The following is a 13199-nucleotide window of genomic DNA, read 5'->3' as shown; positions in this document are numbered from 1 at the left end:
GCAAAATAGCGCGTCTTGGTTTTAAATATTTTAGAAATTAGGACTCAATTCATATTCATTGTAGAAGTTGTTTAAGACTTCAAGAACTTCATCTTCGGTATCTACAAGATGTAATAAATCAATATCCCCCGGACTTATAGTATTGAATTTTTCAAGTAAAGTATTTTTGATCCAATCAAAAAGGCCTTGCCAGTATTCTGTACCTACTAAAATGATCGGGAACTTATCAATCTTATGTGTTTGAATTAGTGTAATCGATTCAAAAAGTTCGTCTAGTGTACCAAAACCTCCCGGAAGCACCACAAAGCCTTGTGAGTATTTTACAAACATCACTTTGCGCACAAAGAAGTAATCAAAGTCGATGCTCTTATCACTATCTATGTAGGGGTTATCGTGTTGCTCAAAAGGAAGATCAATATTTAAACCTACAGAAGTTCCTCCTGCAAGGTGGGCTCCTTTATTACCAGCTTCCATAATTCCCGGGCCACCGCCTGTAATCACACCGTAACCGTTTTCAACGATTTTCTCTGCTATAGCTACAGAAAGCTTATAATATTCTTCATCAGGTTTTGTACGTGCACTACCAAAAATAGATACACAGGGGCCAATTCTGCTAAGCTTTTCAAAACCGCTTACAAATTCACCCATTATTTTAAATATAGCCCAAGAGTCGTTTGTTTTTATCTCATTCCAACCCTTAGGTTTATGTTCAGTTCTCATATTTAATTTTGTTTAAAAAATTCGGCAAGAGCCTAATTTAATTCATTTCGGAGAAACTTAGCGGTAAAGCTCTTTTTATCTTTAGCCACTTCCTCAGGCGTACCTTTTGCAACAAGTTGGCCGCCGTTTCTACCACCCTCATAACCAATGTCTATGATGTGGTCTGCCATCTTAATTACGTCAAGATTATGTTCTATAATTAACATGGTGTTTCCTTTGTCGGTAAGTCGGTTGAGTACGTCCATTAAGATGCGTACATCTTCAAAATGTAATCCGGTAGTGGGTTCGTCAAGAATATAAAAGGTATTTCCCGTATCGCGCTTAGAAAGCTCTGTGGCCAGTTTTATACGCTGCGCCTCTCCACCGGAAAGTGTAGTAGATTGTTGTCCTAACGAAATATAACCCAATCCAACATCTTGAATGGTTTTGAGTTTTCGGTAGATTTTAGGAATATGCTCAAAAAACGGAACCGCCTCATCAATGGTCATTTCCAGCACATCGGCGATACTTTTTCCTTTATATCTTATTTCAAGTGTTTCTCTGTTGAAGCGTTTTCCCTGGCAGGTTTCACATTCTACGTAAACATCCGGGAGGAAGTTCATTTCTATCACACGCAACCCGCCACCTTTACAGGTTTCACAGCGGCCTCCAGCAACATTAAAACTGAAACGTCCCGGCTTGTAACCCCGAATTTGCGCCTCAGGAATTTTTGCAAACAAACTGCGTATTTCACCAAAAACTCCGGTATACGTTGCCGGATTAGATCGTGGTGTACGGCCAATTGGTGATTGGTTGATATCAATAACCTTATCACATTCATCTAGACCTTTAATGCTTTTATATGGTGCAGGTTTTTTGACGCCATTAAAATAATGCGCATTCATAATAGGGTAGAGCGTCTCATTGATCAACGTAGATTTTCCACTTCCTGAAACTCCTGTGACCACGATCATTTTTCCCAACGGAAATTCTACATCTACCTTTTTAAGGTTGTTGCCTGTAGCTCCTTTAAGAACGATTTTTTTTCCATTTCCTTTGCGGCGCTCAGCAGGAACTGCGATTTCTTTTTCACCATTAAGGTATTGTGCGGTAAGCGTATGCTGTTTTACAAGCTGCTTCGGCGTTCCCTCGCTGATGATCTCACCACCGTGCTTTCCTGCAAACGGACCAATATCAATAACATAATCGGCACGCTCAATCATATCTTTATCGTGCTCAACGACCAGGACTGAGTTGCCTAAATCACGAAGCGATTCTAACGAATTGATGAGTTTCTCATTGTCTCGCTGGTGCAAACCGATACTCGGCTCATCAAGAATGTAGAGCACGCCTACCAGTTGTGAACCAATTTGCGTCGCAAGGCGAATACGCTGTGCTTCACCACCAGAAAGGGATTTTGAGCTTCGGTTTAAGGAGAGGTATGTCAAACCAACATCAACCAAAAACTGAAGTCTCGCATTGATCTCTTTTAAAATTTCGGTGGCGATCGCGGTTTGTTTTTCGCTTAAATTATCCGGTAAGTCCTTAAACCAAGCAGCCAGTTCCAGCACATCCATTTGTGCGAGTTCGGCAATGTTTTTTTCGCGTACGCGGAAGTATAAGGATTCTTTGCGCAGGCGTGATCCTTCACATTCCGGGCAGATTACCTTCTCCATATATTCTTTAGCCCAACGCTTGAGGGATGCAGAATCATTGTTTTCGTAAGTGCTTTCTATAAAATTTGCGACACCTTCAAAATCAATTTTATAATTGCGGCTAACGCCTAAGGTTTTAGAATCGACGGTGAATTTTTCCTTTCCACCGTACAAAATCATATCTATTGCTTCCTTAGGAATATCTTTGATAGGATCGGTTAATTTGAAGTCAAAGCGTTGCGCAATGATCTCAAGTTGCTTAAAGATCCAATTGCTTTTTTGGTTTCCGTGTGGCGCTAGTCCACCATTTTTAATCGATAGTTTAGGATCAGGAATGATCTTATCCACATTCACCACGCGCAGTTCGCCAATACCGTTGCATTTGGGGCAGGCACCTTTAGGCGAGTTGAACGAAAAATTATTAGGTTCTGGATTAGGGTATGAAATCCCGGAAGTAGGACACATCAAGCTTCTACTAAAATAGCGCGCTTCATTGGTGTCGTGATCCAGAATCATCATTACATCTTCACCGTGATACATCGCGGTATTGATGGTTTCCAAAATACGCTTATCGATATCCTGACCGTCTTCAATTTTTAACCGATCGATCACGATCTCAATATCGTGGGTCTTGTAGCGGTCGATCTTCATTCCCTTTTCAATGTCGCGAACTTCACCATCAACGCGCACTTTTACAAAACCTTGCTTTGCAATTTGTTCAAAAAGTTCGCGATAATGCCCTTTACGGCTTCTGATAACAGGCGCCAACACATTTACCCGTTTGCCTGCATATTCTGTTTTGATAAGATCCTTGATCTGCTCATCACTATAGCTCACCATTTTTTCTCCCGTCTCGTAGCTGTATGCATCACTGGCACGAGCATAAAGCAGTCGCAAAAAGTCATAAATCTCAGTAATCGTACCAACGGTAGATCGCGGACTTTTGCTCGTAGTTTTTTGCTCAATAGCGATTACGGGTGAAAGGCCTTGAATTTTATCTACATCGGGTCGCTCTAAACCCCCTAAGAATTGGCGCGCATAGGCCGAAAACGTCTCGATGTATCTTCGCTGTCCTTCAGCATAAATCGTATCAAAAGCTAGGGATGACTTTCCACTTCCTGAAAGACCGGTGATAACAACCAGTTTTTCTCGGGGAATATGTACGTCTATATTTTTTAAGTTATGGGCTCTAGCGCCATAAACTTCAATGTATTCTTGTGTGTCTGCCATTTTCTTTTTCAAGTGTGCAAAGGTACTGTAATTGAGTGAAAAATAGAAGCAAGTACAGGTTTGCTGAATGTTAAGTGAACATTGCAAATGTGTGTATCGCTAAGGAAGAATGTTTAAATATTTACTTCGTAATTACCCAGCATTTCTTGGATCACAGTTTCTGTTTGTGAAAGCTGTGTGTCTGAATTTACTTCTACTTGATCTACTTTTTCAAAGTAAGGAACAATGGAACCATCAGTGTAAGCTTCGGGGATAACCGGATGCACATAGTAGCTACGACAAACGCTGCGTGTGTTTCCTAAGCCTTTTGCTGAAGCATCATAAGCGGTAAGTATATTTTTTGCGTTTTGTTTTTCATCTTCAACGTAACCAAGTTCTCTCAAAGCCTCAAAGAAGATTTTTGTAGCGGCCCAGGTTCTAAAATCTTTAGCAGAAAATAAATCGCCACTTAACTCGTGAATGTATTCATTGATCATTGTACTGTCTACGTGATCTTTATTCCCGGATTGGTCATAAAACTGAAACAATTCCCATCCCGGGATTTCTTCGCATTGGTTTACTAATTCTATAAGTTCGGGGTCTGTGATGGCGATATCGTGCTCTTTTCCTTTTTTTCCAACAAACTGAAACCGAATATCACTTTCTGTAGTTTTAACGTGTCTGGTGCGCAAAGTTGAAAGGCCGTAGGTTTTATTGCGTTTAGCATAGCAATCATTACCCACACGAATATGTGTTTCTTCCATAAGCCGAATTACGAGAGCCAAAACCTTACGTTTAGTCATTTTTTCTTCGTCAAGATCTGCATCAACTTGTTGGCGTATCTGTGGTAAAACATTAGCAAATGCTGCAAGTTTTAGAAACTTGGTTTCATTTCTGAGTTTGTTCCACGTTTCGTGATAGAGATAAACTTTGCGGTCTTTTTCATCGCGACCTACCGCTTGCAAATGACCATTAGCGGGTTCTGAAATCAACACATCTTGCCAGGCTGGTGGTATCACCAGTTTTTTGATTCGGTTTAAAACAGTTTTGGATTTTATGGTTTTGTCGTTCTTGCAATAGGTAAATCCTTTACCGTGTTTTTTCCGACAAATGGTAAGATGTTTATCTGTAACATAGATGAGATCTGCAATACGTGCAGCTTCTTCCCGACTAGATAGGATGTTCTCGAGTTTTTCTTCAGTTATGGTCATGACTCAAATTTAAATGCAATTTGAGCGGAAGCGTACTAAGGAAATAATAATATTAGAAGCCGTATTTCTAATAATTTGTGAAAGAACTTTCAGAAAAAATGAAAGTTTCCGTAGAAAAAGTGAGTACAAGAAAAAATGTCCGGTGACTTAAAGTCAATCCGGACATTTCTTTTGATGATTAGTAAGAATTTAAATTTAGTCAAAATAACTAAAACTCTGACCATCTTTTATTTTTAACACGCTCTCGTAGATCATTTTAATTACATTTTCTACATCGTCACGGTGTACCATTTCTACCGTGGTATGCATATAGCGCAAAGGTAAACTGATCAATGCCGATGGTACTCCGCCGTTGCTGTATGCAAATGCATCAGTATCGGTACCTGTAGCGCGACTGCTTGCGGCACGTTGAAACGGAATATTCTTTTCTTCGGCAGTATCAATGATCAAATCTCTAAGTTTCTGTTGAATCGCAGGCGCGTAAGAAATAACGGGTCCTTCACCAATTGCTGCGTGACCGTTGGTTTTCTTTTCGATCATTGGGGTAGTGGTATCGTGAGTAACATCGGTAACGATCGCCACATTGGGTTGAATCGTGTGTGTGATCATTTCCGCACCGCGAAGTCCAATTTCTTCCTGTACCGAGTTCACAATATATAACCCAAAGTCTAGCTTGTTCTCATTTTCTTTAAGCAAGCGAGCAACTTCAGCAATCATAAAGCCGCCCATTCTGTTATCGAGTGCGCGACACACGAATTTGTTCTCGTTAAGTACAGTGAACGTATCCGGGTAAGTGATCACACAACCAACGTGCACACCAAGTTTTTCAACTTCCTCTTTGGTTTTGCATCCGGTATCGATAAAAATATTGTCTAGACTAGGTGCTTGTTCTTTGCTTTTATCACGCGTATGGATTGCAGGCCAGCCAAAAACACCTTTTACGATTCCGTTTTTAGTATGAATGTTAACCAATTTGGATGGGGCAATCTGATGGTCGCTTCCACCGTTACGTATAACATAGATGAGACCGTCGTCTGTGATGTAATTCACATACCACGAGATTTCGTCAGCGTGGCCTTCAATAACCACTTTATATTTTGCATCAGGATTGATTACACCTACCGCGGTACCATAATTGTCGGTAATAAAAGTGTCTACGTACGGTTTTAAGTAATCCATCCATATTTTTTGCCCTTCCCACTCATAACCGGTAGGAGCGGCATTATTGAGGTACGACTCTAAAAAGTCGAGCGATTTTTTATTTAAAATGCTTTTTGACATAATTATGATTTTGTACGAAAGTAAGAATATTCATGCCAAAAGCATAAAGCAATCTATGCGATTATGTACTTTTGGAACAGTTTTAGCACAACATTATTTAAAAAAGAATTTGAAGAATTTCAATTACCTGTTTTTTCTATTTCTTAGCGCAACACTTTGGTCTCAAACTACCGAAACAAGAGAGCAAGAAAACGACACCACTGCTGCAGAATACTATTTTGTAGAAGGGGATAGTATTGCACGTTCAGCAATTTTTCTTGATGATGTTGTGGTTTTGGGAAGGCTTAAATTTGATGATAATACTGCAAGACGCAGGTATCTTATTTTAAGACGAAAAACCAGAAAGGTTTGGCCTTATGCAAAATTGGCAGGGGAACGTCTGGTTGAACTTAATGAGCGACTGGATTCTATGGAAACCAAACGGGACCGTAAGCGGTATACAAAGATCATTCAGCGGTATGTTGAAGATGAATTTAAAGAGGAACTCAAAAAACTCACCCGTACCGAAGGTCAAATTCTTGTAAAACTTATGTATCGCCAAACCGGTCAAACTACTTTTGATCTTATCAAAAACTACCGAAGTGGTTTAAAAGCCTTTTTGCTGAATACCACCGCGAGCTTTTTTGATATTTCGCTTAAAGAGATTTACGATCCCGCCGAAGTTCAAGAAGATTATTTAATAGAAGATATCCTGCAGCGCTCCTTTCAAGCTAAGGTGTTGGAGTTTCAAGAACCGGCAATAGATGTCAATTTTTTAGAACTAGAAAATAAATGGCGTAAACCTTCTAAAGGAATCAAGTAGTGAAGATTTCAAAAACGAACTGGATTTACATTATTGCTGCGCTAATTACGCTAATAGGATTGATTACCGGTAAATATTTCTTCCTTTTCTTTGCGATACCCTTTGGCTTTAAATGGTTTGGAAAAAGGAAGGACTAAATTCTTTACAATTGCCCTTAGGTTGAAAAGCCTCGTTTAAAAAAAATAAATACCTTTGTCTACCAAAATTGTAGTTCTCCCATTATGAGCCAGAAAGTCTTGCTTAATGCAAAAGAAATAAACATCATTTTAAATCGACTGGCTTGTCAACTCATTGAAAATCATAAAGATTTTAAAGATACCGTTCTCATAGGTATTCAACCACGCGGAATTTATGTCGCAGAGCGCATAAAAAAACTGCTAGAAACCGATTATAATATTGAAGATATCAAACTAGGATATCTTGATATTACTTTTTTTAGAGACGATTTTAGACGTAGTGATAAACCGCTGGAGGCCAATAAAACCAAGATCAATTTTGTAGTTGAAGATAAAAACGTGGTTTTTATTGATGATGTCTTGTACACTGGACGTAGCATAAATGCTGCTTTAACGGCAATACAAAGTTTTGGCCGACCTAAAAACGTTGAGCTTTTTACATTGATCGATAGACGTTTTAGCAGGCATTTGCCTATTCAGCCAAATTATCGTGGGCGTCAGGTAGATGCGATCAATGAGGAAAAGGTTCTGGTCAAATGGGTAGAGAATGGGGGAGAAGATGTTGTATATCTTGTAAATAAGTAATTATAAAGTAATAGAATGAGCGAGTTAAGTGTAAACCACTTATTGGGGATTAAGTATATCACAAAAGCAGATATCGATCTCATTTTTGAAACGGCAGATCATTTTAAAGAAGTAATCAATAGGCCGATTAAGAAAGTTCCTTCGTTACGAGATATCACTATTGCCAATCTTTTCTTTGAGAATTCTACACGTACCAAGCTTTCTTTTGAACTTGCAGAAAAGCGCTTAAGTGCAGATGTGATCAATTTTTCTGCTGGTGCTTCTTCGGTTAAAAAAGGAGAAACTTTAATCGACACAGTGAACAACATTTTATCTATGAAAGTAGATATGGTTGTTATGCGTCACCCAAATCCGGGAGCGGGTGTTTTTCTCTCTAAAAATATTAAAGCGAGTATTGTAAATGCGGGAGATGGTGCGCACGAGCATCCCACTCAAGCTTTACTCGACAGCTATTCTATAACTAAAAAACTTGGGGAAGTCGCCGGTAAGAAAGTGGTGATCGTTGGTGATATCCTTCACAGTCGCGTAGCGCTTTCTAACATATATGCGCTGAAGCATTTGGGAGCCGAAGTTAAAGTTTGTGGACCAAAAACTTTGATGCCAAAATATATTGAATCACTAGGGGTTGAGGTTGAACTCAATTTAAGAAAAGCATTAGAATGGTGTGATGTCGCAAATATGCTTCGCGTTCAAAACGAGCGAATGGATATTAGCTATTTTCCATCAACCCGAGAGTATACGCAACAATACGGTTTAGATAAAGAGTTACTCGATTCGCTTGATAAAGAAATCGTCGTGATGCATCCGGGACCCATCAATCGCGGTGTGGAAATTACCAGTGACGTGGCAGACAGTGGTCAATCTATCATTCTAAATCAAGTTGAAAATGGTGTGGCAATTAGAATGGCAGTAATATATTTGTTGGCTTCAAAAATCAAACAACAATGATCGTAACCGAAAAAGATACCTATACCATTCTAGCTGATGAAGAAAAAGGAGTGAAAAGCTTTGCTTCTTTTCTTGATTTTATCGTTCCTAAAGCACACGCCGAAAAGAACTTGGTGATCGATCTATTAAAATATGAGCAACTAACTCTTGAAGAATTGTTGTGCTTTTTAGAAATTTCAAATCAGCAACGCGCTGCACAAAAGTCTTTTGTGTTGGTAAATAAAGCCGTTCATATTGATCACGTTCCCGAAGAACTTATGGTGGTTCCTACTCTTGAAGAAGCGAAAGACGTTATCGATCTTGAAGAAATACAACGCGATTTAGGGTTTTAACGTTATATAGGTTAACTTACCGTATACAAAATCGTTCAATCTTACATGAAGCTTACCATTCTTGGCTGTTATGCAGCTACACCTCGTAGTTTTACCAATCCTACTTCCCAGGTTTTACAAATCAAAAACCACTTATTTCTTATAGATTGTGGTGAAGGAACTCAAGTAGAATTACGAAGGAATAAGGTTAAGTTTTCTAAGATAAAGCACATCTTTATCTCCCATTTGCACGGCGATCATTTTTTTGGATTAGTCGGACTTATTTCTACGTTTAGATTACTCAATAGAGAAAAAGAACTGCACGTTTATGGCCCTAAAGGAATCAAGCAAGCGATAACGCTTCAGCTGAAACTTTCTAATTCTTGGACCAACTATCCGTTATATTTTCACGAATTAGAAAGCAAAGAGCCACAGCTCATTTTTGAGGACGAAAAAGTTTCCGTAGAAACCATTCCATTAAAACATCGCATTTACGCTAACGGATTTTTATTTAAAGAAAAACCGGCAGAGCGTAAACTCAATATGAATGCGTGTCTACAGCACGAGATCGATGTGGTGTATTACCGAAAGATCAAAGCGGGTGGAGATGCAACTTTAGAAGACGGTACCGTGATTCCCAACGCTGAGCTTACTTTTGATCCCGATCCACCGCGTAGCTATGCTTTTTGCAGTGACACGATTTACAAGCCAGATAATCTTCCGCAGTTAAAAGATGTGACCTTTTTATATCACGAGTCTACTTTTTTAGAAGCGCACGCCAAATTAGCAAACCCAACTGGGCATTCTACTGCTCGAGAAGCGGGTCTTATGGCAAAAGGAGCAAATGCGCAATATCTTATTTTAGGACATTACAGTACCCGTTATCCAGACCTCACGCTGTTTGCCAACGAAGCCAAAGCCGTATTTAAAAATGTGCTTACTGCTGATGACGGTAAAGTCTTTGATCTAGACGAATTGACCGCCTAACCGATTTCCTCTTTCTTTTCTTATTTAATTTTAAATTATAGTAAAAGATACGTTTGTGCTTTTTACCTTTATAGCACATTGATGTACCTTGCTTCAAAATATGAATATGGCAGAAGATTTAAGTGATTATAGAAAATCTTACGAAAAGAGTGAATTAACGATCGCGCAGAGCGAAAATAACCCTTTTGAGCAGTTTAAAAAATGGTTTAAAGAGACCGAAGCTATTGCCGGAGATATCGAAGTCAACGCAATGACGGTTTCTACAATTGGTTTTGATGGTTTTCCTAAAAGTCGTGTAGTATTGCTGAAGAGCTACGATGAAAATGGCTTTGTTTTTTATACCAATTACGATAGTGAAAAGGGAAAGGCAATCGCTCAAAACCCGAATCTTTGCCTGTCTTTTTTCTGGGCTCATTTAGAACGCCAGGTGATTATAAAAGGACGTGCCGAAAAAGTTTCAGAAGAAACCTCTACAGCATATTTTCATTCCAGACCGGCTGGCAGTCAGCTAGGCGCTTGGACGTCTCCACAGAGCGAAGTGATTCCGGATCGTGAATTTTTAGAAAATCGTTTAAAGGAGCTCGAAGAAAAGTATAGTACAGGCGAAATACCAAAACCACCGCATTGGGGAGGTTATCTCGTAGTTCCTACCGAATTTGAATTCTGGCAGGGAAGACCCAATCGACTTCACGACAGATTGCGTTATACGCCGGGTGGAGTGCCTTGGAAGTTGGAGCGTCTTGCTCCTTAATTAAAAAATCTATGAAAACATTATATTTAGTACGTCACGCAAAATCGTCTTGGGAATTTGACCTTGAAGATCATAAGCGACCTTTAAATGAGCGCGGCCTTACCGATGCTCCTAAAATGGGGGCTTATATTAGGGAGAAAATCAGTTTACCACAGCGTATTGTAAGTAGTGATGCCGTACGCGCAAAAACTACAGCTTTACTGTATTTGAAAGAACTGGGCATCCCCGAAGAGCGCTTGGAGCTATCACACGAATTGTATGATTTTAACGGGACAGGACTAGATAATTTTATAAGATCGTGCGATGATGAGGTCGATCGTTTGATGCTTTTTGGTCATAACAATGCTTTGACTTATTGGGTGAATCAGTACGGAAGTAAAGTGATAGACAATGTGGCCACGGCTGCATTTACTATGATCACCTTTGATGTAGACCGGTGGGAAGCCATAGATCGAGGAGAAACTAAGCTTTACGTAAAACCGAAGCAATTAAAATAAATGGATAACAGATTAAATATGGCAACATTAGGGGCAGACGAGTCTCGTTATATCAATAGAGAAATTAGCTGGCTGCAGTTTAATGCCAGAGTATTGCAAGAGGCAGCAGATGAAAGCGTTCCGTTAATTGAGCGCTTGCGTTTTGTGGGTATTTTTTCTAACAACCTTGACGAATTTTTTAAAGTACGTTATGCTACGGTAAAACGTATTGTAGAAGCCGGTAAAAAAGGTAGAAAAGCTTTAGGTGTTTATGCCGCAGATGAGCTTCTGGAGAAGATCACAAAAATCGTTATTCAGCAGCAAGAAGAAAGTTTGAATATCATTGATGATATTCTTCAGCATTTAAAAGAGGAAGGAATTTATGTGATCAAAGAAAACGAGGTTCACTTCCCTGAACATAGCGAGTATATCAAATCCTTTTTTACAGAAAAGGTGAGTCCGGCGCTTGTTACCATAGTTCTAAACGATGATCTAGAGCTTCCGCGTATCCAGGATTTAGAAGCCTATCTCACGATAACTATGAAGAAAAAGGGCAGTAAAAAGCCTATTTATGCTTTGGTAGAAATCCCAAGCGAACTCGATCGTTTTGTTGTGCTTCCGCAGGTAGATGGTAATGATTACATCATGATTTTAGATGACTTGATTCGGTATAACTTAGAGTCGGTCTTCAGCATATTTGAATACGATGAGATTTCTGCTCATATGATTAAGATCACGCGTGATGCCGAGTTAGATCTCGAATCTGATCTAGGAAAAAGTTTCATTGAAAAGCTTTCAAAAAGTGTAAAAGGAAGAGAAGATGCAGAGCCTGTACGTTTTGTTCACGATCAAACAATAGACAGCGATACGTTGGCTTTTCTGCTTAAAAAACTAGGAATAGAATATACAGATAGTATTATTCCTGGAGGGCGTTATCATAATCGGAAGGATTACATGGGCTTCCCGAGTTTGGGGCGCAATGATTTACTCTATGCCAAGCAAAAACCACTTCCTATAAAGGGCATCAGCTTGAATGACAGTATGTTTAAAAAGGTTGCAGAGAAAGACTTTTTACAATATACACCCTATCACACTTTTGCATACGTGATCAAGTTTTTGCGCGAGGCAGCATTAGATCCTAAGGTAAAGACGATAAAAATTACGATTTATCGTTTGGCAAAATTAAGCCACGTGGCAAGTGCATTGATAAATGCTGCTAAAAATGGTAAAGAGGTTACCGTGCAAATCGAATTGCGTGCGCGTTTTGACGAAGAGAGCAATATGCGCTATGCCAATAAAATGCAGGACGAAGGCGTTAAACTTATTTTTGGCGTTCCAGGGCTTAAAGTGCACAGTAAAGTTTGTGTCATTGAGCGTCAAGAAGGTTCGCGCTTAAAACGTTATGGTTTTATAAGTACCGGAAACTTCAACGGGATGACCGCCCGTATTTACACAGATTACACGCTTTTTACGGCAAACAAGCAGATACTTAAAGATCTGAGTAAACTCTTTAATTTCTTTGATACCAACTACATCGTAAACACGTATCAGCATTTGGTTATTTCACCACATTACGCGCGCAACACGTTTTACAAGTTGATCGAAAATGAAATCAAGAAAGTCAAAAGTGGAGGTAAAGGATATATCAGACTGAAACTTAACAGCATGTCAAATTATGCGATCATCGATAAATTGTATGCAGCCAGTGCAGCCGGAGTTCAAATAGATATGATCATACGCGGGGTTTGTTGTTTGATTCCCGGGGTTGAAGGAATGAGTGAAAACATTCGTCTTATAAGTATTGTAGACAAGTTTCTTGAGCATCCAAGAGTGATGATCTTTGGTGAAGAAGGTGATGAGAAGGTCTTTATCTCTTCGTCAGACTGGATGACGCGTAACTTAGACAATAGGGTAGAAGTTACTTGCCCCATTTATGATGAAGACATCAAGCAGGAGATTATTGACACGTATACAATATGTTGGAATGATAACGTAAAAGCGCGAGAGATTACCGCAGCACAGGATAACGCATACCGTAAAAACGATGAAGCTCCGCTACGCTCTCAATTTGCCACTTACGATTACTACTTGAATAAACTAAATTAAAT

At 39.4% G+C, this 13199-nt stretch carries 12 protein-coding genes; 8 read left to right on the top strand and 4 right to left on the bottom strand.

Annotation, left to right across the window (positions count from 1 at the left end):
• Positions 1-30: 30 nt before the first annotated feature.
• The 4 genes from MED217_RS10650 to MED217_RS10635 form a co-directional block, all read right to left on the bottom strand.
• Positions 31-720 (bottom strand): LOG family protein, encoded by a 690-nt coding sequence (locus tag MED217_RS10650; protein WP_040532753.1) that lies wholly within the window; start codon positions 718-720, stop codon positions 31-33.
• A gap of 32 nt (positions 721-752) precedes the next feature.
• Positions 753-3584 (bottom strand): excinuclease ABC subunit UvrA, encoded by a 2832-nt coding sequence (uvrA, locus tag MED217_RS10645; protein ID WP_009780527.1) that lies wholly within the window; start codon positions 3582-3584, stop codon positions 753-755.
• 113 nt (positions 3585-3697) lie between these two features.
• Entirely contained in the window at positions 3698-4774 is a 1077-nt protein-coding gene (locus MED217_RS10640; protein WP_009780526.1) for a DNA topoisomerase IB, read from the bottom strand.
• A 195-nt stretch (positions 4775-4969) separates the two neighbouring features.
• Positions 4970-6058, bottom strand: a complete 1089-nt coding sequence (locus MED217_RS10635) for a M42 family metallopeptidase (protein WP_088124386.1) — start codon at positions 6056-6058, stop codon at positions 4970-4972.
• Between the two features lie 52 nt (positions 6059-6110).
• Here MED217_RS10635 and MED217_RS10630 point away from each other — a divergent pair, with 52 nt between their 5' ends.
• From MED217_RS10630 to ppk1, 8 genes are all read left to right on the top strand, one after another.
• On the top strand, positions 6111-6857 hold the full coding sequence (locus tag MED217_RS10630; protein WP_154648932.1) for a DUF4294 domain-containing protein: 747 nt from the start codon (positions 6111-6113) through the stop codon (positions 6855-6857).
• A gap of 221 nt (positions 6858-7078) precedes the next feature.
• Positions 7079-7618, top strand: a complete 540-nt coding sequence (gene pyrR / locus MED217_RS10625; protein WP_009780523.1) for a bifunctional pyr operon transcriptional regulator/uracil phosphoribosyltransferase PyrR — start codon at positions 7079-7081, stop codon at positions 7616-7618.
• Between the two features lie 15 nt (positions 7619-7633).
• The gene (locus tag MED217_RS10620) at positions 7634-8566 is read left to right on the top strand and encodes an aspartate carbamoyltransferase catalytic subunit (RefSeq protein ID WP_009780522.1); all 933 of its coding nucleotides are present in this window, start codon (positions 7634-7636) and stop codon (positions 8564-8566) included.
• The gene (locus MED217_RS10615; RefSeq protein ID WP_009780521.1) at positions 8563-8898 is read left to right on the top strand and encodes a hypothetical protein; all 336 of its coding nucleotides are present in this window, start codon (positions 8563-8565) and stop codon (positions 8896-8898) included. The genes MED217_RS10620 and MED217_RS10615 overlap by 4 nt, the downstream gene beginning before the upstream one ends.
• 45 nt (positions 8899-8943) lie before the next feature.
• Complete coding sequence (locus MED217_RS10610) at positions 8944-9864, top strand: ribonuclease Z (RefSeq protein WP_009780520.1); 921 nt, start codon at positions 8944-8946, stop codon at positions 9862-9864.
• Between the two features lie 106 nt (positions 9865-9970).
• Positions 9971-10615 (top strand): pyridoxamine 5'-phosphate oxidase, encoded by a 645-nt coding sequence (gene pdxH, locus MED217_RS10605; protein ID WP_009780519.1) that lies wholly within the window; start codon positions 9971-9973, stop codon positions 10613-10615.
• Positions 10616-10626: 11 nt separating this feature from the next.
• Positions 10627-11112: a SixA phosphatase family protein gene (locus MED217_RS10600; RefSeq protein WP_009780518.1), complete on the top strand. Its 486-nt coding sequence runs from the start codon at positions 10627-10629 to the stop codon at positions 11110-11112.
• Positions 11113-13197, top strand: a complete 2085-nt coding sequence (ppk1, locus tag MED217_RS10595) for a polyphosphate kinase 1 (RefSeq protein ID WP_009780517.1) — start codon at positions 11113-11115, stop codon at positions 13195-13197. It abuts the gene before it with no gap.
• Positions 13198-13199 lie beyond the last annotated feature (2 nt).

The sequence above is a fragment of the Leeuwenhoekiella blandensis MED217 genome (genome assembly GCF_000152985.1).
Lineage (GTDB): Bacteria > Bacteroidota > Bacteroidia > Flavobacteriales > Flavobacteriaceae > Leeuwenhoekiella > Leeuwenhoekiella blandensis.
Note: the sequence above shows the minus strand (reverse complement) of the source record. Positions and strands in the feature narration are given on the sequence as shown.

Coding starts and splice junctions, on each gene's coding strand:
- MED217_RS10650 (WP_040532753.1), bottom strand. CDS start 720: ATGAGAACTGAACATAAACCTAAGGGTTGGAATGAGATAAAAACAAAC.
- uvrA (WP_009780527.1), bottom strand. CDS start 3,584: ATGGCAGACACACAAGAATACATTGAAGTTTATGGCGCTAGAGCCCAT.
- MED217_RS10640 (WP_009780526.1), bottom strand. CDS start 4,774: ATGACCATAACTGAAGAAAAACTCGAGAACATCCTATCTAGTCGGGAA.
- MED217_RS10630 (WP_154648932.1), top strand. CDS start 6,111: ATGCGATTATGTACTTTTGGAACAGTTTTAGCACAACATTATTTAAAA.
- pyrR (WP_009780523.1), top strand. CDS start 7,079: ATGAGCCAGAAAGTCTTGCTTAATGCAAAAGAAATAAACATCATTTTA.
- MED217_RS10620 (WP_009780522.1), top strand. CDS start 7,634: ATGAGCGAGTTAAGTGTAAACCACTTATTGGGGATTAAGTATATCACA.
- MED217_RS10615 (WP_009780521.1), top strand. CDS start 8,563: ATGATCGTAACCGAAAAAGATACCTATACCATTCTAGCTGATGAAGAA.
- MED217_RS10610 (WP_009780520.1), top strand. CDS start 8,944: ATGAAGCTTACCATTCTTGGCTGTTATGCAGCTACACCTCGTAGTTTT.
- pdxH (WP_009780519.1), top strand. CDS start 9,971: ATGGCAGAAGATTTAAGTGATTATAGAAAATCTTACGAAAAGAGTGAA.
- MED217_RS10600 (WP_009780518.1), top strand. CDS start 10,627: ATGAAAACATTATATTTAGTACGTCACGCAAAATCGTCTTGGGAATTT.
- ppk1 (WP_009780517.1), top strand. CDS start 11,113: ATGGATAACAGATTAAATATGGCAACATTAGGGGCAGACGAGTCTCGT.